The organism is Paenibacillus sp. GCM10023250 (assembly GCF_042653205.1).
Classification (GTDB): Bacteria; Bacillota; Bacilli; order Paenibacillales; family Paenibacillaceae; genus Paenibacillus_Z.
This window is the reverse complement of the sequence record NZ_JBHSHY010000038.1, coordinates 1-18,145: the sequence shown is the minus strand read 5'-3', so window position 1 is coordinate 18,145 and position 18,145 is coordinate 1. Positions and strand designations below refer to the sequence as shown.

At 59.8% G+C, this 18,145-nt stretch carries 17 protein-coding genes, 1 rRNA gene and 1 other RNA gene; 18 read left to right on the top strand and 1 reads right to left on the bottom strand.

Annotation, left to right across the window (positions count from 1 at the left end):
• Positions 1-421: 421 nt before the first annotated feature.
• Together ACFPB1_RS22065 and argS are read left to right on the top strand one after the other, a co-directional pair.
• Positions 422-883 carry a DUF1934 domain-containing protein gene (locus ACFPB1_RS22065; RefSeq protein WP_379228277.1) on the top strand — a complete coding sequence of 154 codons (462 nt, stop codon included), beginning with the start codon at positions 422-424 and terminating at the stop codon, positions 881-883.
• A 172-nt stretch (positions 884-1,055) separates the two neighbouring features.
• A complete protein-coding gene (gene argS / locus ACFPB1_RS22060; protein WP_379228276.1) occupies positions 1,056-2,732 on the top strand; it encodes an arginine--tRNA ligase in 1,677 nt (558 codons plus the stop codon).
• 103 nt (positions 2,733-2,835) lie between these two features.
• Here the strand turns inward: argS and ACFPB1_RS22055 are convergent, their stop codons facing one another.
• On the bottom strand, positions 2,836-3,969 hold the full coding sequence (locus tag ACFPB1_RS22055; protein ID WP_379228275.1) for a S8 family peptidase: 1,134 nt from the start codon (positions 3,967-3,969) through the stop codon (positions 2,836-2,838).
• Between the two features lie 345 nt (positions 3,970-4,314).
• On the opposite strand from ACFPB1_RS22055, the gene rpoE reads away from it, so the two are divergent.
• The 16 genes from rpoE to ACFPB1_RS21975 all read left to right on the top strand — a co-directional run.
• The gene (rpoE, locus tag ACFPB1_RS22050) at positions 4,315-4,884 is read left to right on the top strand and encodes a DNA-directed RNA polymerase subunit delta (RefSeq protein ID WP_379228274.1); all 570 of its coding nucleotides are present in this window, start codon (positions 4,315-4,317) and stop codon (positions 4,882-4,884) included.
• A 225-nt stretch (positions 4,885-5,109) separates the two neighbouring features.
• Positions 5,110-6,714, top strand: a complete 1,605-nt coding sequence (locus tag ACFPB1_RS22045; protein ID WP_379228273.1) for a CTP synthase — start codon at positions 5,110-5,112, stop codon at positions 6,712-6,714.
• 134 nt (positions 6,715-6,848) lie between these two features.
• Positions 6,849-7,247 carry a response regulator gene (locus tag ACFPB1_RS22040; protein ID WP_090647082.1) on the top strand — a complete coding sequence of 133 codons (399 nt, stop codon included), beginning with the start codon at positions 6,849-6,851 and terminating at the stop codon, positions 7,245-7,247.
• Between the two features lie 247 nt (positions 7,248-7,494).
• A complete protein-coding gene (gene fba, locus ACFPB1_RS22035) occupies positions 7,495-8,349 on the top strand; it encodes a class II fructose-1,6-bisphosphate aldolase (protein WP_379228272.1) in 855 nt (284 codons plus the stop codon).
• 236 nt (positions 8,350-8,585) lie between these two features.
• On the top strand, positions 8,586-9,833 hold the full coding sequence (locus tag ACFPB1_RS22030; RefSeq protein WP_379228271.1) for a UDP-N-acetylglucosamine 1-carboxyvinyltransferase: 1,248 nt from the start codon (positions 8,586-8,588) through the stop codon (positions 9,831-9,833).
• A 107-nt stretch (positions 9,834-9,940) separates the two neighbouring features.
• A complete protein-coding gene (gene rho / locus ACFPB1_RS22025) occupies positions 9,941-11,308 on the top strand; it encodes a transcription termination factor Rho (protein WP_379228270.1) in 1,368 nt (455 codons plus the stop codon).
• A gap of 56 nt (positions 11,309-11,364) precedes the next feature.
• Positions 11,365-12,621, top strand: coding sequence for a radical SAM protein (locus ACFPB1_RS22020; RefSeq protein ID WP_379228269.1), 1,257 nt, complete (start codon positions 11,365-11,367; stop codon positions 12,619-12,621).
• Positions 12,622-12,756: 135 nt separating this feature from the next.
• Positions 12,757-12,954 (top strand): 50S ribosomal protein L31, encoded by a 198-nt coding sequence (gene rpmE / locus ACFPB1_RS22015; RefSeq protein ID WP_090647069.1) that lies wholly within the window; start codon positions 12,757-12,759, stop codon positions 12,952-12,954.
• A gap of 84 nt (positions 12,955-13,038) precedes the next feature.
• Positions 13,039-13,428, top strand: a complete 390-nt coding sequence (locus tag ACFPB1_RS22010) for a hypothetical protein (protein ID WP_379228268.1) — start codon at positions 13,039-13,041, stop codon at positions 13,426-13,428.
• Positions 13,429-13,493: 65 nt separating this feature from the next.
• An RNA gene (gene ffs / locus ACFPB1_RS22005) (signal recognition particle sRNA large type) lies at positions 13,494-13,758 on the top strand.
• 237 nt (positions 13,759-13,995) lie between these two features.
• Complete coding sequence (gene dnaX / locus ACFPB1_RS22000; protein ID WP_379228267.1) at positions 13,996-15,777, top strand: DNA polymerase III subunit gamma/tau; 1,782 nt, start codon at positions 13,996-13,998, stop codon at positions 15,775-15,777.
• A gap of 68 nt (positions 15,778-15,845) precedes the next feature.
• Positions 15,846-16,157 (top strand): YbaB/EbfC family nucleoid-associated protein, encoded by a 312-nt coding sequence (locus tag ACFPB1_RS21995; RefSeq protein ID WP_379228264.1) that lies wholly within the window; start codon positions 15,846-15,848, stop codon positions 16,155-16,157.
• A gap of 30 nt (positions 16,158-16,187) precedes the next feature.
• The gene (recR, locus tag ACFPB1_RS21990) at positions 16,188-16,787 is read left to right on the top strand and encodes a recombination mediator RecR (RefSeq protein ID WP_379228263.1); all 600 of its coding nucleotides are present in this window, start codon (positions 16,188-16,190) and stop codon (positions 16,785-16,787) included.
• A gap of 181 nt (positions 16,788-16,968) precedes the next feature.
• Positions 16,969-17,241 (top strand): YaaL family protein, encoded by a 273-nt coding sequence (locus ACFPB1_RS21985; RefSeq protein ID WP_379228261.1) that lies wholly within the window; start codon positions 16,969-16,971, stop codon positions 17,239-17,241.
• Positions 17,238-17,501, top strand: coding sequence for a pro-sigmaK processing inhibitor BofA family protein (locus ACFPB1_RS21980; protein ID WP_379228259.1), 264 nt, complete (start codon positions 17,238-17,240; stop codon positions 17,499-17,501). Before ACFPB1_RS21985 ends, ACFPB1_RS21980 begins: the two co-directional genes overlap by 4 nt.
• Before the next feature lie 304 nt (positions 17,502-17,805).
• Positions 17,806-18,145: ribosomal RNA gene (locus ACFPB1_RS21975) — 16S ribosomal RNA — on the top strand; the annotation flags it as partial.

The window sequence follows — 18,145 nt, the reverse complement described above, 5'->3', positions numbered from 1 at the left end:
GCCGCTTGCAATTTTCAACGGGTCGCATATAATAGGGAAAATAACAGCCACATACGATGAACGGGACAGTAGCCTGCAAGACGCTGGCAGCAGCGAGCCGGGACGGTGGAAGCCGGCGCAGCGATGCAGGGGAAGCGCACCCGGGAGTTGATCGACTGAACAGGGCGCCCTTCGCTTGGACGCCGGACTAGGCCGATCCGGTCACCCCGTTATCGTGTTCGAGAGGTTTTCGCTTCTTCGCCGCGCCTGTTGGGCCCTGGCGGATGGGCGAGACCAGAAGAGTGGTACCGCGGACATCAGCCTCCGTCTCTTTTGAGACGGGGGTTTTCTTGTTATTCGGGACTTGTGCGGCCGCTTGGACGCGGCCGTCCGTCCGATCGCTTGGGAGGACAGCATATGAAGAAGACGGGAGACCGCCGGCATGAACGATAAGGCAGCGGTGATCATCACGCTGGAAAGCGTCATCGACGGCGAGAAGCAGATCAGCGTCATGGACGGGGAATGGTACCGCAAGGGCGGCACGTTCTTCCTGCGCTACGAGGAGACCGAAGCGGACAGCGCGGTGCGGACGGTCGTCCGCTGGCGCGACGGCGAGCTCAGCGTCACCCGGCGGGGCGACGTGGAGTCGCAGCAGACGTTCGTGGCCGGCGTGCGGCGAAGCGGGGAGTACGCCTCCCGGCATGCGTCGTTCGCGCTGGAGACGGAGACGAGCCTGCTCTGGGCGCAGTTCGGCGGCTTGATGGACGCCGGTCAGGACGGGGAACGGCTGCTGCCGAATTTGCCGATGCTGCTGGAGTGGCATTACAAGCTGCTCGTCGACGGCGGGCAGATCGGCGATTTCGTCATCCGGCTCCGCGCGGAAGCGGCTGCGAGCGGCGGCTAGGCCGGATCGGGCTGCGCCCGCAAAACTTAGCTAATGCTTACGAAGCCAGTTTTGTTCTATCTCGCCGAATACCGGCTCGGCTTCACAAAACTAAGCGAATGCTTACGAAGTTAGTTTTGCTTTCACTCGCCGAATACCGGCTCGGCCTCACAAAACTTTAGGAGGAATCCATATGTCCAACGTAATTGAACAGCTTCACCAGCAAGTGAAGGACGCCATCGCCGACGCGGTCGTCGCCGCCGGCTTGGCGGCGCGCGAGGACCTGCCGGTCTTCGTGCTCGAGGTGCCGAAGGAGAAGGCGCACGGCGATCTCGCCACGAACGCGGCGATGCAGCTGACGAAGCTCGCGAAGAAGAACCCGCGCCAAATCGCCGAAGCGATTTTGGCTCATCTGGACAAGGCGAAAGCGTCGATCCAAAGCGCCGAAATCGCCGGCCCCGGCTTCATTAATTTCCGCATGGACCGCAGTTACCTGTACCCGGTCATCGCGCAAACCGCTGCGCAGGGCGCCGATTACGGGCGCGTCGGCCTCGGCGCCGGCCAGCGCGTACAGGTCGAGTTCGTCAGCGCCAACCCGACCGGCAGCCTGCACCTCGGCCACGCCCGCGGCGCCGCCGTCGGCGACGCGCTCTGCAACCTGCTCGATTTCGCCGGCTACAACGTCACGCGCGAATATTACATCAACGACGCCGGCAACCAGGTGGCGAACCTCGCGCGTTCGATCGAAGCGCGCTACAGGCAGGCACTCGGGCTCGACGCGAGCATGCCCGAGGACGGCTACCACGGCGAAGATATCGTCGGCTTCGCGAAGGAGCTGGCCGTGTCCGAGGGCGACCGCCTGCTGTCGCTGCCGGACGAAGAGCGCTTCGCGTTCTTCCGCGAATACGGCCTGACGCGCGAGCTGGCCAAGATCAAGCGCGACCTGAGCGAGTTCCGCGTCGACTTCGACGTCTGGTTCAGCGAGACGTCGCTCTACGAGACGGGCCAGGTCGAGCAGGCGCTGCAGGCGCTCCGCGACCGCGGCCAGGTCTATGAGGAAGAAGGCGCGACTTGGCTCGACACGATGCCGTACGGCGACGACAAGAACCGCGTGCTCGTGAAAAATGACGGTTCGTACACTTATTTGACGCCGGACATCGCTTACCACCGCGACAAGTACGCGCGCGGCTTCGACAAAATGATCAACATCTGGGGCGCCGATCACCACGGCTACATCCCGCGCGTGAAGGCGGCGATGGAGGCGCTCGGCAACGATCCGCAGAAGCTGGTCGTCCTCATCGCGCAGATGGTCAGCCTGTTCCAGAACGGCGAGAAGGTCAAGATGTCCAAGCGTACCGGCAAGGCCGTCACGATGGAGGACTTGACCGAGGAGGTCGGCACGGACGCGATCCGCTACTTCTTCACGATGCGCAGCATGGATTCGCACCTCGACTTCGACATGGACCTCGCTATTTCGACCTCAAACGAGAATCCGGTCTTCTACGTGCAGTACGCCCACGCGCGCATCTGCAGCATCTTCCGCCAAGCGGAGGAGCAGGGCGTCGCGGTGCTGCCGCTGGCCGAAGTCGACCTCGGCCAATTGACGTCGGAGCACGAGTTCGACCTGCTCCGCAAGATCGGCGAGCTCCCGCTCGAAATCGCGGAAGCCGCGGCGCAGTACGCCCCGCACCGCCTGATCCGCTACGTCTACGAGCTGGCGTCCCAGCTGCACAGCTACTACCGCGCGGAACGCGTCATCACCGAGGACGCCGCGCAGACGCAAGCGCGCTTCGCGCTGCTCGGCGCGACCCGCGTCGCGATCGCGAACGTGCTGAAGCTCGTCGGCGTCTCCGCGCCGGAGCGCATGTAGGCGGGCGCCGCCGGGCTTGTCCCGCGGACGCGCGGCGCGGCTCGCCTCGCCTCGCCTCGCGGACGCGCCGCCGGCGGGCGGCGCATAACGAAAGGCCGGGAACCTACCGTTCCACGGCCTGCAGCATCCGCATCACATCGAGCTCCCCGGTCTGCCGGGGGGCTTTCGTGCCTCTTAAGGGCAGCATGGCCCGCTTGAGCACCGCCTTGATTTCCGTCGGCGTTAACCCGGGGCGATGCGCGAGCAGCAGCGCGATGGCGCCGCTGACGTGGGACGTGGCCATCGAGGTGCCGCTCATTTCGTTATATTTGCCTCGCAGCCAGGAGGAGAGAATCTTTTCCCCGGGCGCGTACACGTCGATATACATGCCCCGGTTGCTGAACGGCGCGATCCGCCGCAGCCGGTTCGTCGCCCCCACCGCGATCGTCTGCGGATAGCGGGCGGGATAGTCGATCGATTTGCGCTTGCCGTCGTTGCCGGAGGACGCCACGATGATGACGCCGGCGTTGAACGCGTTGGTCACGGCCGTCAGCAGCGATTTGCTGCGCGTCTTCATGCCGAAGCTCATGTTGATGATGTTCATGCCGCTGCGCACGCACCAATCGATGCCGAGCACGATGTCCGAGACGTAGGCGCTGCCGTTATGGTCGAACGCCTTGACCGGATGGACCGTGGCGCGGGGGGCGACGCCGATCATGCCGTGCACCTGGTTCGCGGCCGCGATCGTGCCGCAGATGTGCGTGCCGTGCCCGTTGTCGTCGTGCGGCAGCGTGCCGCGGTTCAGCAGGTTGATGCCGCGGCCGATCGATTGCTTGAGGTCGGGGTGGCTGAAATCGACGCCGGTATCGATGACGCCGACCTTGACCCGGTGGCCCGTCGTCGTGCTCCAGGCGAGCGGCGCCTTGATTTCCTGCACGCCCCACGGGATGCCCTTCTCGCGGACGGTCGGCTTGTGCACGATGGCGTGCACCGAGACCTGCGGGTCGTTCTCGATCCATAAGTCGTGGGCGGGAGCCGCGGCCAGCAGCTCGCTCGTCACGGGAAGGGAGAAAGCCTCGATGAAGGGAAGGTGCCGTACGGCGTCGGGTGCGTCCTCTTCCGCGCCGAAGTTGGACCATTCGAGCAGGAAGCGCTCGTAGTCGCTGTAGTGCCGGAAGCGGACGATTCGCCGTTTGGCGGCGGGGGCGTCGATCGAAGTCGCGCTGTGCAACAGGCGGAGAATTGCGGATCTGTCCAAGGTGGCTCCCCTCCATGGCGAATCATGCTGAAGTATTGTATGAAGGAGGGCAACAAGCCGTATGAGCAACTTGCCTTTTTTCGCGGAATTAGGCGGCAAACCGTGTCATTCGCCGTGCGGGGACATAGTATAAACCAAGAGTCCCTCCCGGGCTCGAATACCGGAACCGGCGCGCGCCGCCCGATCCGGAAGGATACAGTCGAAGCGAAGGGTTTCCTTCGCTTTTTCTTTTTGTTTCCTGGCCCGGCGGCGTGCTTGCTTTTTGAGAAAAAATAGGTTTTACTATAGGTTGATATGGATTGCCTGCCACGTGCGGGCGATTTGACATGAGAGGAAGTGTCCGAAATGAGCAGCGAGATCGTCTTGAAAATCGATCCGGAACGCATCAGGGAAATGCCCATGGTCGACCTGGCATTCGAATTGCTTAAGGCGGCGAACACGCCGTTTTACTATCGCGACATCATGAACGAGATCGCGAAGATCCGGGGCCTGTCCCAAGAACAAATCAACCAAGTGATTGCGCAAGTATATACGGAAATCAACATCGACGGGCGGTTCGCGTGCGTCGGCAGCAACATGTGGGGCCTAAAGCGCTGGTACCCGGTCGAGCGGAACGAAGATCCGGTCGGCAACGCGAAGCGTTCCCGCATCATCAACGACGAAGAGGACGACGACGACATCTACACGGACGAGGAAGAGGATACGTACACGGCCGAAGATGACGATTTCGATTCCTACGACGAAGATCAAGAGATTTTCGACGACGCCGAGGAAGAAGCGGAAGTGGACGAAGAGGTCGTGATCGACGACGAAGAGATCGAAGAGGAAGATTTGGGCGAAGAAGCCGAAGTCGAAGAAGAAGACGCCGAGGAAGCCGAAGAGGATGACTTCGACGGCGAAGAAGACGACAAGTAAGCACCGATTGCCCGTATAGAAGCGGCGGCCGTTTTGCCTTGACAAGGCGATAGCGCAACGGGTAAACTATTGTTTGGGCTTCAAGTTCGGACATAGGATATAAGCCAAAATTAGAAAGTGCCCCGTAGCAATGCGGGTGTCACTTTTTTCTTTTTTATGGACCATTTTTCTGCGGGAATTGGGAGAACCTAAATCAATACCATACAGGCGTGGAGGGTATCATCAGTGACTAAGTATATTTTCGTAACAGGCGGTGTGGTGTCATCGCTCGGCAAGGGCATCACGGCGGCTTCGCTCGGGCGTCTGCTTAAGAACCGCGGGCTGAAAGTGACCATTCAGAAGTTCGATCCGTACATTAACGTCGACCCGGGCACGATGAGCCCCTACCAGCACGGCGAAGTTTTCGTCACGGACGACGGCGCGGAGACGGATTTGGACTTGGGCCACTACGAGCGCTTCATCGACATCAACCTGTCCAAGAACAGCAACGTCACGACGGGCAAAATCTACTCTTCCGTCATCACGAAGGAACGCCGCGGGGAATACCTCGGCGGCACGGTGCAAGTCATCCCCCATATTACGAACGAGATCAAGGAACGCGTGTTCCGCGCGGGCAAGGAAACCGGCTCGGACGTCGTCATCACCGAGATCGGCGGCACGGTCGGCGACATCGAGAGCCTGCCGTTCCTCGAGGCGATCCGCCAGATTAAGAGCGACATCGGCCGCGAGAACGTCATGTACATCCACGTCACCTTGATTCCATATATTAAAGCGGCCGGCGAAGTGAAGACGAAGCCGACGCAGCACAGCGTGAAGGAGCTGCGGAGCATCGGCATCCAGCCGAACGTCATCGTCTGCCGGACGGAATACCCGCTCGCCGAAGACATGAAGCGCAAGATCGCCCTCTTCTGCGACATCGACGAGAACGCGGTCGTGGAATGCCGCGACGCGTCCACGCTCTACGAAGTGCCGCTTAATCTGCGCGACGAAGGCCTCGACGAGATCGTCGTCAACCACCTGAAGCTGACGACCCCGCCGCCGGATATGACGGCATGGGAAGACCTCGTCCGCCGCGTGAAGCAGCTGAGCCGTACGACCGAGATCGCCATCGTGGGCAAGTACGTCGCGCTGCACGACGCGTACCTCAGCATCGTCGAATCGCTCAGCCACGCCGGCTTCGACGCCGACGCGGACGTGAAGGTGCGCTGGGTGAACGCCGAGGAGCTGTCGGAGCAGAACGTGGCGGACAGGCTGCAGGGCGTCCACGGCATTCTGGTGCCGGGCGGCTTCGGCGACCGCGGCATCGAGGGCAAGATCGTGGCGATCAAGCACGCGCGCGAGAACAACGTGCCGTTCTTCGGCATCTGCCTCGGCATGCAGGTAGCGGTCATCGAATACGCACGCCACGTAAGCGGCCTGAAGGACGCGAACAGCTCGGAGATCAACCCGCTCACGCCGTACCCGGTCATCGACCTGCTGCCGGAGCAGAAGGATATCGAGGATATGGGCGGCACGATGCGCCTCGGGCTCTACCCGTGCAAGCTGCAGCCGGGTTCCCTGGCCGAGCGCGAATACAACGACGAGCTCGTGTACGAGCGTCATCGCCACCGGTACGAATTTAATAACGAATACCGCGAGACGATCGAATCCGCGGGCCTCAAGATTACCGGCACGTCGCCGGACGGCCGCCTCGTCGAGATGGTGGAGCTGCCGGAGCATCCGTGGTTCCTGGCGGTGCAGTTCCATCCGGAATTCACGTCGCGTCCGAACCGGCCGCAGCCGCTGTTCCGGGGCTTCGTGAAGGCCGCGCTCGAGCTGGCCGAGAAGTAACGCGGACGGGGTAGGGTAAAGTTTTTTTCCAGCCGTAGCAGGAAATGGGCGTCCGGACGCGAAATCATCCCTTTAAGTGGAATTCTAATGACGGACGGCACGCGCATGTCATGCATACCTGGGAGGGTTTCGAGTTGGAAAACAAGAAAGTCTTGATCGTCGACGATCAGAACGGCATTCGAATTCTATTGATGGAAGTGTTCAGCAGCGAAGGTTACACGACGTTCCAGGCGCCCAACGGCAAGGTCGCGCTGGAGATCGTGCGCGGCGAATCGCCGGACCTGGTCCTGCTGGACATGAAGATTCCGGGCATGGACGGACTCGAGATTTTGAAGCATGTCAAGGCGATCAACAAGGACATCAAGGTCATCATGATGACGGCGTACGGCGAGCTCGACATGATCAAGGAAGCGACCGATCACGGCGCCCTGATGCACTTCACGAAACCGTTCGATATCGACGAGATGAGAATGGCGGTCAACCTCCAGCTTCGCGGAGGCGATTCCGGCGGCTGGTACGCGGTGGGATCCTGAACAGGATCCCGCCTTTTTTGTCTTCGGGCCCTGCGGGGAGCGATTACCGGGACTTGTACCAAACGCAGGGCGTATGTGGTATAATGACCGGGTGCGATAACCGAAGCGTGATGCAAGATCCGTCTGCGCACGTCTTCCCACCCAGTCGTCTGCATCGGGCAGAGGTGGCGGGCGAAGCGTCGCATAGTAAAGACAATGTATGGAGCCGTTCGTTCGACCCATACCACTTTAGGAGGAGTAGAGAATCATGCCACTCGTGTCAATGAATGAATTCCTGCCGAAAGCCAAAGCAGGCAAGTTCGCGGTCGGTCAATTCAACATGAACAACCTGGAGTTCGCGCAAGCGATCACCGACGCCGCAATCGCAGAGAAATCGCCGTTCATTTTCGGCGTATCCGAAGGCGCCCTGAAATACATGGGCATCGAATACACGGTAGCGATCGCCGAGGCGGCCGCTAAGAAATCCGGCTTGCCGATCGCGCTTCACCTCGACCACGGCAGCAGCTTCGAAGTCGCGATGAAATGCATCCGCGCGGGCTTCTCGTCCGTTATGTTCGACGGCTCCCACTACGGCCTCGAAGAGAACATCGAGTTGACGAAGCAAGTCGTGAAAGCGGCGCACGCGATGGGCGTATCCGTCGAGGGCGAGCTCGGCACGATCGGCGGCGTCGAAGACGACCTGAGCGTTGACGAGGAGCATGCTTCCCTGGCGAAACCGGAAGAAGCGATCCGTTTCTACGAAGAGACGGGCGTAGACTGCCTGGCCATCGCGGTAGGCACGGCGCACGGCATGTACAAGGGCGAACCGAAGATCCATTACGATATCATTCAAAAGGTTGCCGACGCGATTCCGGTTCCGGTCGTGCTGCACGGCGGTTCCGGCGTGCCGGACGAAGCGATTCGCCTGTCCATCGCGGCCGGCGTAGGCAAAATCAACGTGAACACGGAAAACCAAGTCGCTTGCACGAACGCGATCCGCGAAGTGCTTGCCGCGAACGGTTCCGTATACGATCCGCGTAAATACCTGACGCCTGCGCGCAACGCGATGCAAGCCGTCGTTCAAGAGAAAATCCGTTTGTTCGGCAGCAGCAACCAAGCGTAACTTCCGAAATAGTCAAAGGAATCGAACAGCCGTATCCGCAAGATAAGCAGGCGCCCCGTCCTTCAAGATTCGCGTTGAAAGATGGAGCGCTTGCTTTCTGGCATTAAAGGCCCGGTGCTACGAAGCAAGGGTGCGGAGGAGAACCGCCTCGGGCGACCGATGCCGGCGGTTCGCCGTGCCTTGCTCCGGCTTTTTCGGTCCTTTGCTCTCACCGGATGGGAGGATAACGAATTCCGATGGAAAAATTGATGATTCGCGGCGGACGTCCGCTGCGCGGCACCGTGCAGATCAGCGGTGCGAAGAATAGCGCCGTCGCGCTTTTGCCCGCCTCGATTCTGGCGGAAACGACGGTTACGCTGGACAACCTGCCCCATTTGAGCGATGTGGCGGTCTACAGCGAGATTCTCGAAGAGCTTGGAGGCAGAGTCGAATGGAGCGGCGATTCGATCGTGATTGACCCGTCGGTCATGACGTCGAAGCCGATGCCAAACGGCAAAGTCAAGCTGCTTCGCGCATCCTATTATTTGATGGGGGCCATGCTCGGGCGCTTCGGGGAAGCGACGATCGGCTTGCCGGGCGGCTGCAATTTCGAACCGCGTCCCATCGATCAGCATATTAAAGGCTTTGAGGCGCTGGGCGCCACGGTCACCAACGACCACGGGTCCATCCGCATCGTCGCGAGCGAGCTTCGCGGCGCGAAAATTTATCTCGACGTCGTCAGTGTAGGGGCGACGATCAACATCATGCTGGCGGCCTCCAGGGCCAAAGGCTCCACGATTATCGAAAACGCGGCGAAAGAGCCTGAAATCATAGATGTAGCTACGCTTCTTAACGCCATGGGCGCGAAAATCAAAGGCGCCGGCACCGAAACCATCCGCATCGAAGGCGTCGAGCGGATGCACGGATGCCGCCACTCCATCATTCCCGACCGGATTCAGGCAGGAACATACATGATTGCCGCCGCGGCGACGCGCGGCGATATCTTGATCGACAACGTCATTCCGAAGCATCTCGAAGCGATTACGGCCAAGCTCCAAGAGATGGGCGTCCATGTCTACGAGATGGACGAATCCATTCGCATCGTCGGCCAGCCCGCTTACGAAGCCATCGACGTGAAGGCCCTCGTTTACCCCGGATTCGCCACGGACCTGCAATCTCCCATGACCAGCCTCCTGACGCAAACGAAGGGCGTCAGCATTTTAAGCGACTACGTGTATAGCAGCCGCTTCAAGCATGTGCCGGAGTTGTCGCGCATGGGCGCGAACATCCGGGTGGAAGGCCGTTCGGCCATCATCGAAGGCAGCAAGCTGAACGCCGCCAAAGTCCGCGCTGCCGATCTGCGCGCGGGTGCCGCGCTCGTCGTGGCCGCCCTGACGGTGGACGATGGCGTGACGGAAATCACCGGCGTGGAATACATCGACCGCGGATACGACAACCTGGTCGAGAACCTGCGCATGCTCGGCGCGGACGTGTGGCGCGAGTAGTTCTCTAGTTTTCTATCAATTTCGGAGTCGGTCCGAATAGAGAGGGCTGATTCCGGCAATGATGGAAGAAGCTTGGCAATCGAACCTTGATAAGAAGTGGTGATATTATGTCCGAACTTCAGATCGCCGATCTAGAAGCGATGAAGCTCACGGAACTGTACAAGCTGGCTAAACAGCATCAAATCCAAGGCTACGGCCAGTTGAAGAAGCGCGAATTAATCTTCGCGATCCTCCGCGCCCAAGCGGAGCAAAGCGGTCTCATGTTTATGCAGGGCGTACTCGAAATTTTACCGGAAGGCTTCGGCTTCCTGCGGCCGATCAACTACCTGCCAAGCCCCGAGGACATTTACATCTCCGCCTCGCAGATCCGCAAGTTCGATCTGCGTTCGGGTGACTTGGTATCTGGCAAATGCCGGGCGCCCAAGGAAAACGAACGTTATTTTGGACTCCTGCAGGTTAATGCCGTTAATGGAGAAAGCCCCGAACACGCTGCCGAACGTCTACACTTCCCAGCCCTGACTCCTCTCTATCCCGAGAAGAAACTCGTGCTCGAAACCGCTCAGCCCAAACTTTCTACGCGCATCATGGATTTGCTCGCCCCTGTCGGTCTAGGACAACGGGGCTTGATCGTCGCGCCGCCGAAAGCGGGCAAGACGCAGCTCATCAAGGAGATCGCCAACAGCATCTCGACGAACAATCCCGAGATCGAGCTGATCGTGCTGCTGATCGACGAGCGGCCGGAGGAAGTCACGGACATGTCGCGTTCGGTCAAAGGCGAGGTGGTCGCATCGACGTTCGACGAGCTGCCCGAGCACCACGTCAAAGTGGCGGAGCTGGTGCTAGAGCGCGCGCTGCGGCTCGTGGAGCACAAGAAGGACGTCGTGATCCTGCTCGACAGCATCACGCGGCTCGCGCGGGCGTACAACCTCGTCGTGCCGGCGTCGGGCCGCACGCTGAGCGGCGGTATCGATCCGGCGGCGTTCCATCGGCCGAAGCGGTTTTTCGGCTCCGCCCGCAACGTGGAAGAAGGCGGAAGCCTGACGATTTTGGCGACGGCGCTCGTGGAGACCGGCTCCCGTATGGACGACATCATTTATGAAGAATTTAAAGGTACCGGCAACATGGAGCTGCACCTCGACCGGAAGCTGGCCGACCGCCGCATCTTTCCGGCGCTCGACATCCGCCGTTCGGGCACGCGCCGCGAAGAGATGCTGCTGACCAAGGAAGAACTGGATAAAGTATGGGCGATCCGCAAGACCATGAACGACTCGATGGAATTCGTCGACAGCTTCCTGAAGAAGCTGGCGGATACGAAGAACAACGTGGAGTTCCTCGCGTCTCTGGATACGTCGGGCGTGACGCCGCCTTCCCGCGGCAGGACCGCAAGCTCCGGCGGCGGAAGCGCTTCGGGCAGCGGCTCGGCAAGCAGCGGCGCCTCCAGAAGACCTGGCGTGCGCTCGACGACGGTCACCTAATTTCGCGTTTCGCGTTTCTCGCTTAGCAAAGCCGTTTGGCTTTCAGGAGGTACATCATGAATCTCGTATATGCAGACGAGCAGGGCAACCTGTTCGATCATCCCGATTGGATCGGCCTCGGCCGCAGCGGCGACATGATCGTGGAGCTGATGGAGGACGAGCTGATCCCGCTGCCGGAAGGCGCGACGCTGGTCGGCCTGCCCTTCACGCGACCGATCGGCATTCACGCCGCTTCGGGCGAGATGCGGCCGCTGCCCGGCGACTATCAGGCCGTCGGCGCGCTGCTGCCGCAGGGCTACACCCGGCTGAACATCCCCGGCTACATGAAGACGGACAAGGAACAGAAGCTCCCGCTGTTCGGCTACTCGGCGGTCGTCTGGAAAGACGGCGGCTTCTACGTCGCCGCGCAGAAGAGCGACGATCCGGAGCGCTGGAACCCGAACAACTGCGATCCGGACGAGCTTAAAGCCGGCGTGGACCGGCTGCTGCTCAAGTATCCGGAGAACCGGCTGTATCAGCATTTATCGAACTGCGCGCTCGGGTACGAATGCCTGACCGCATCCAATACGTTTCTGCAGCGGTGGGAAGGGGCCGTGCCGGTCTCGTTTTCCTGCAACGCGGGCTGCTTCGGCTGCATTTCCGAACAGCCGGACGACAGCGGCTTCCCGGCGCCGCAGACGCGCATGAATTTCAAGCCAACGGTTCAGGAGCTCGTCGACGTCATGATGGAGCATCTGAACGCGCCGGATGCCATCATCAGCTTCGGCCAGGGCTGCGAAGGCGAGCCGTCCACGCAGGCCCGGATCATCATCGACGCGTTGCGCGAAGTGCGCAGCCGCACGTCGCTGGGGTACATCAACATCAACACCAACGCGGGCTTGACGGACCACATCCGCGGCATCGTGGACGCGGGCCTCGACCTGATGCGCGTGAGCACCATCAGCGCGCTCGACGACCATTATAACGCGTACTACAAGCCGCGCGGCTACACGCTGGCTAACGTAGAGAAGTCGCTCCGTTACGCGTCCGACAAGGGCGTGTACACGTCGATCAACTACCTGATCTTCCCGGGCGTCACCGACCGGGAGGAGGAGATCGAGGCGATGATCGGCTTCGCGAAGCGCACGGGCTTGAAGCTGATCCAGATGCGCAACCTGAACATCGATCCCGAGAGCTACCTGGCGCTTATTCCGAAGGCGCAAGGCGAGGTGTACGGCATGAAGCAGATGCTGGGCATCTTCGCCGAGGAGCTGCCGGACGTCGTGATCGGCTCGTACACCCACGTGCCGCCCGTGCCGATGAATCGCGCCTGACGGGGCTGGCTTTCGGGGGACGGACGAGCCCTTGAATAGGCATTGCGTCCTTGCCGGAGCCGTGTTATAATCGGTTTTGTCTTTTATAGAACTCTGGGTCCGTCTGTTGATCCAGGGCAGAAAGAGGTGAACGAGATGAAACAAGGAATTCATCCGAACTACCACGTCACGACGGTAACTTGCGCTTGCGGCAATACTTTCGAGTCCGGTTCGATCAAACAGAACCTGCGCGTAGAGATTTGCTCCAACTGCCACCCATTCTTCACGGGTAAGCAAAAGTTCCTGGATGCCGGCGGTCGCGTCGACAAGTTCAAGAAGAAATACGGTATTTAAGCTTATACGTCCGCGTTTGGCGGAAATTAGCAGAATACAAGGACCTCCCTCAGCCATCCTAATTGGTGAAAGGGAGGTTTTTTTATGTCGAGCAAACGGCTTCTGCTGGGCATTCTGGCGCTAACGGCGGCCATTTCGCTTGCCGGCTGCGGCGGGCAAAAGGACGCGACGAACAATTTTAACGCCAAATCGTACGGACATGACGGCTACATGGGTCTGTCGAACAGCAATCCGCACTTGCCGAACCGCAACGGCGAGTTTTCGAACCAGGACTCGGATGGCGATTTCGCGCAGAGCAAGCTGAAGCAAATTCCGGGCGTAGCCAAAGCCACGATCATCTTTCAGGCGCCCGACATGTACGTTACGGTCACGCCGCAGAAGGGATACGACAGCAAGCAGGTCAAGGCGAAAGCGATCTCCGTGCTGCGCATGAACATGCCCCGTTACAACGTCCACGTCAGGATGGCGCGCTGAGCTGGAATGTCTTCCATCGATTCGACAGTTGCACTTTTGGTTTGAACGAGCTATACTTATCTCTGCCGTGCTAGACGGGGAGGTAGCGGTGCCCTGTAACTCGCAATCCGCTGTAGCGGGGTTGAATTCCTAACGTAGGTTTTTGCCGTGTGGGGCTGGTGCCCGGGAACAGTGTTGACGGCCGGGTCCTCCGCAATGGACGCTTGTGAACGGGTCAGGTCCGGAAGGAAGCAGCCATAAGCAGGTTAGTTCATGTGCCGGAGGGGTGCTTGGCCAGAGCTGGGAACGGGAATACCGTCCATGCGGCTTTAATCGAGGTTAGGTGCACGGTCCTTGATGATAACGACGATAACATCCGAATGGCTTGAAGAAGCCAGGCCGGGTGTTTTTTCATTTTATCCGGCAGGAGAACGCGTGTCCTTGGCGAAAGAGTAGAACCGGGCCTAATCGGCTGCGGCACATCTGTGCGCGCGACGGTTTTGTTGGGTGACGGCATCGTGTATAATAGAGAGACGGCCGGCGCCAGCCGGTTCGGCAGGTCACAGCAAGCCGAAAGGAACGACTCCGATGTCACATATCGCTTTATACCGTGCCTGGCGTCCGCAGACGTTCCGGGATATGGTCGGCCAGCAGCATATCATACAAACGCTTCAGAACGCGATTCGCGAGAATCGCGTATCGCATGCATACTTATTCAACGGTCCGCGCGGAACGGGCAAGACGACGACGGCGAAGGTCATGGCCAAAGCGATCAACTGCGAGCGCGGGCCGGCGACGGAACCGTGCAACGAATGCGATGCGTGCCGCGGCATAACGGCAGGCACCGTGATGGACGTCGTGGAGATCGACGCCGCGTCCAACCGCGGGATCGATGAGATCCGTGATATTCGAGACAAAGTACGGTATGCGCCGTCTGAAGTGCGGTTTAAAGTATATATTATCGACGAGGTCCACATGCTGACGTCGGAAGCGTTTAACGCGCTGTTGAAGACGCTGGAAGAGCCGCCGGCGCATGTGATCTTTATTTTGGCCACGACGGAGCCGCATAAGCTGCCCGCGACGATCATCTCGCGCTGCCAGCGCTTCGACTTCCGGCAGGTTTCGCTGCCGGAGCAGACGGAGCGGCTGCGGCAGATCTGCGAGGAAGAGGGCATCTCGGCGGACGAGGACGCGCTGGCTTACATCGCGCGCCTCTCGGACGGCGGCATGCGCGACGCCATCAGCCTGCTGGAGCAAGTATCGGCTTACGGCGGCGAGCGCATCACGCTGAACGACGCCGTGGACGTGACCGGGGGATTGGCCGCCGAGCAGTTCGAGCAGCTGGCGGAGGCGATCCGGGACCGGAACGCGGGCGCGATTCTGCCGCTCGTGGAAGGGCTGATGCAAGCCGGTAAGAGCGCGGATAAATGCCTGGAAAACCTGGTTTATTACTTCCGGGACCTGCTCGTGCTGAAGCTGGCGCCGAAGGGCAAAGCAGCCACGGAACGCATCGTCGATCAGGACAAATACGCCGAGATGGCCGGGGCGTTCAGCGCGGAGCTGCTGTTTCGCATGATTGACGTCCTGAACCAGAATCAGCTGGAGATTCGCCAGGCCGCGCTGCCGCAAACGATATTCGAAGTCGCGCTGATGAAGATTTGCACGCTTCGGGAGGCGGACGACCAAGGTTCGGCAGTTGCACGCGCGGCCGTTTCCACTACGCTTGAAGCGGCGGCGTCCGACAGCGAAGTCCAAAGGCTGCAGCAGCGGATCGATACGCTCGAACGCAAGATCGAGCAGCTGCTTCAGTCCGGCACCCGGCCCGGGAACCCGTCGCCGGAACAAGGCGCGCCCCGCGGCGGCGGCAATCGGAGCGGCAACAGCTTCAGTCGCGCCGGTTCGGGCGGCATTGGCGGCTCGATCGCCCGCGTCAAGCTGGATCCGTTCCTCGCGGCGGCGGACAGCCCGGCATCGGGACAGGTTCGGATGAAGTGGGCCGATATTTTGCAGCGCGTGAAGAGCCACAACATCTCCACGCATGCGTGGTTCGTGAACGGGGAGCCGGTTGCCGCGGCGGACAATACCATCTTGGTCGCGTTCAAGAACTCCATTCACCGGGAGACCACGGAGAAACCCGCGAATCGCGAGGTGATCGAGCGCGTGCTGAACGAAGTGTACAACCGCCCCGTCCGGCTCGCGACCGTGATGCTGAAGGAATGGCAGACCGCGGCGGAGAAGGGAGTTTCGCCCGCGGAAGAGCTGACGATGCTGCAGGAGGACGAGCGCGGTGGTCCGCCGCCGGAACCGGAATGGGTCGAGGAAGCCGTGAAGCTGTTCGGCGAGGATCTCGTGGTTGTCGAAGATAACTGATTGGCAAGCGCCATGAAGCATCGACAATGCACTTTAAATACTTAACTTAATTAAGGAGTGGTCAATCGATGAACAACATGAACCAAATGATGAAGCAAGTGAAGAAGATGCAGGAACAGATGCTCAAGGCTCAAGAAGAGCTCGGCACGAAATTGATCGAAGGCACCGCGGGCGGCGGCGTCGTTACCGTCACCGTGACGGGCCACAAGACCCTTCAAAGCATCTCCATCAAGCCGGAGGCGGTCGACCCGGACGATATCGAAATGCTGCAGGATCTGGTGCTGACGGCCGTCAACGACGCGCTGAACAAAGCCGACGAGTTGGCGAACAAAGACATGGGCAAATTCACCGGCGGCATGAAAATCCCCGGATTGTTCTAAAATCCGCAACTAAAGTAGAGGAGCTGCGCCTTGTATTATCCCGAACCGATAGCCAAACTGATAGATGCCTTCAGCCGTTTGCCCGGCATCGGTCCGAAGACGGCGGCTAGGCTCGCTTTTCATACGCTCAAGATGAAGGAAGACGATGTCATCGATTTCGCGAAGGCGCTCGTGAGCGTCAAGCGCAATTTGCATTATTGCTCGGTCTGCTGCAACATTACCGATAGCGATCCGTGCCGGATTTGCCAGGACAAGAGCCGGGATCCGTCCGTCATCTGCGTGGTCCAGGAATCCAAGGATTTGGTGGCGATGGAGCGGACCAAGGAGTACGAAGGCCAGTACCATGTCCTGCAGGGGGCGATTTCCCCGATGGAGGGCATCGGTCCCGACGAAATCCGAATTGCCGAGCTGCTGCGCAGGTTGAGTGACGAAACCGTCCAAGAGCTGATTTTGGCCACCAATCCGAATATCGAGGGCGAAGCGACGGCGATGTATCTATCGCGCCTCGTCAAGCCGTTCGGCATTAAAGTCACGCGTATCGCCCATGGGCTGCCGGTGGGCGGCGATTTGGAATACGCCGACGAGGTGACGTTGTCCAAGGCGCTGGAAGGCCGAAGAGAATTAGGCTGACACAATTGAAATGGCGTACAATACGCTGGCCCCGCGGGAGCTACTTCTCCTGCGGGGCTTGCTGCGTTCAAGGGACTTGCCGATGACGGAAGCTTGTTCTAATTCCGCACGCCGCTCATACATTCAACTATACGCCGCTTCGATTGGACAAGGAGCGGACGGACGGGAGGATGAGCGGGACATGTGGAAATGGTTGACGCGGAGGAGACCGTCGAAAGAGCTGGTGCAGAAGAGCGAACGTCAAGAGCATATGGAGCTGCTGGAGGAGATCCACGCGGCGAGGCGGGAGTGGGAGAACGCGCAACGTTTTTTTGACTATGCGTTGGACAGCGATCAGATCGATTATGCGATCTTTGCGGTCGCTTCCGCGGAGAAGCGGTACGGCATGCTGCTCCGCAAGGCGAAACGGACGTCCGCTCCATGGGCCGCGTTGAAAGGCGGTGTCGCCCAATGAAGTCGGTATGGATGATTACGCTGATCGCCTCCGCCATGCTGCTGCTGGTCGTCGTGGTGCGCAACAGACTGTCCTTTAGGTGGTTAAGAAGGTTCGCGCTTCATTTGGTTGCGGCCGCGCTGGTCTTATACCTGCTTAATTATTCAGGCGTCGTGACGGGGTTCGAAGTGCCGCTCAACCCCGCGACGATTGGTACCGTCGTGCTGCTGGGACTGCCGGGCATCGCGCTCGTGCTCGGGCTTCAAGTGACGTTGTTCTAGAGGCCGCACCGGTGGGGAAATAAATCTGTGGAGCAGGCTTGACCTCGGCGAAGCGGATGTGTTAAATTAATCTTCGCGTCACAAGAGCAAACTTGGTTTGCGGAAAGAAATTAAAAAAAGTGCTTGCAAATGATTAATAAGATGTGATATATTAATCAAGTCGCCGCTGGGACATGGGCGATCGAGCAAGAAACATTTGTTCCTTGAAAACTGAACAATGAGCGACCTGTCAAAAGGTTTTAACAAGTAAGTCAGCGATGAGCTAACAAGCCATCCTGAAACTGATTGGCTTCGGCCGATCACTTTTATGGAGAGTTTGATCCTGGCTCAGGACGAACGCTGGCGGCGTGCCTAATACATGCAAGTCGAGCGGAGTTATTCCTTCGGGGATAGCTTAGCGGCGGACGGGTGAGTAACACGTAGGCAACCTGCCTGCAAGACCGGGATAACATTCGGAAACGAATGCTAATACCGGATACGCAATTTCCTCGCATGGGGAGACTGGGAAAGGCGGCGCAAGCTGTCACTTGCAGATGGGCCTGCGGTGCATTAGCTAGTTGGTGGGGTAACGGCTCACCAAGGCGACGATGCATAGCCGACCTGAGAGGGTGATCGGCCACACTGGGACTGAGACACGGCCCAGA

What these genes read in the sequence shown, in the direction of transcription:
- ACFPB1_RS22065 (WP_379228277.1), top strand. Translation starts at nt 422, where the DNA reads ATGAACGATAAGGCAGCGGTGATCATCACGCTGGAAAGCGTCATCGAC.
- argS (WP_379228276.1), top strand. Translation starts at nt 1,056, where the DNA reads ATGTCCAACGTAATTGAACAGCTTCACCAGCAAGTGAAGGACGCCATC.
- rpoE (WP_379228274.1), top strand. Translation starts at nt 4,315, where the DNA reads ATGAGCAGCGAGATCGTCTTGAAAATCGATCCGGAACGCATCAGGGAA.
- fba (WP_379228272.1), top strand. Translation starts at nt 7,495, where the DNA reads ATGCCACTCGTGTCAATGAATGAATTCCTGCCGAAAGCCAAAGCAGGC.
- ACFPB1_RS22030 (WP_379228271.1), top strand. Translation starts at nt 8,586, where the DNA reads ATGGAAAAATTGATGATTCGCGGCGGACGTCCGCTGCGCGGCACCGTG.
- rho (WP_379228270.1), top strand. Translation starts at nt 9,941, where the DNA reads ATGTCCGAACTTCAGATCGCCGATCTAGAAGCGATGAAGCTCACGGAA.
- ACFPB1_RS22020 (WP_379228269.1), top strand. Translation starts at nt 11,365, where the DNA reads ATGAATCTCGTATATGCAGACGAGCAGGGCAACCTGTTCGATCATCCC.
- rpmE (WP_090647069.1), top strand. Translation starts at nt 12,757, where the DNA reads ATGAAACAAGGAATTCATCCGAACTACCACGTCACGACGGTAACTTGC.
- ACFPB1_RS22010 (WP_379228268.1), top strand. Translation starts at nt 13,039, where the DNA reads ATGTCGAGCAAACGGCTTCTGCTGGGCATTCTGGCGCTAACGGCGGCC.
- dnaX (WP_379228267.1), top strand. Translation starts at nt 13,996, where the DNA reads ATGTCACATATCGCTTTATACCGTGCCTGGCGTCCGCAGACGTTCCGG.
- ACFPB1_RS21995 (WP_379228264.1), top strand. Translation starts at nt 15,846, where the DNA reads ATGAACAACATGAACCAAATGATGAAGCAAGTGAAGAAGATGCAGGAA.
- ACFPB1_RS21985 (WP_379228261.1), top strand. Translation starts at nt 16,969, where the DNA reads ATGTGGAAATGGTTGACGCGGAGGAGACCGTCGAAAGAGCTGGTGCAG.
- ACFPB1_RS21980 (WP_379228259.1), top strand. Translation starts at nt 17,238, where the DNA reads ATGAAGTCGGTATGGATGATTACGCTGATCGCCTCCGCCATGCTGCTG.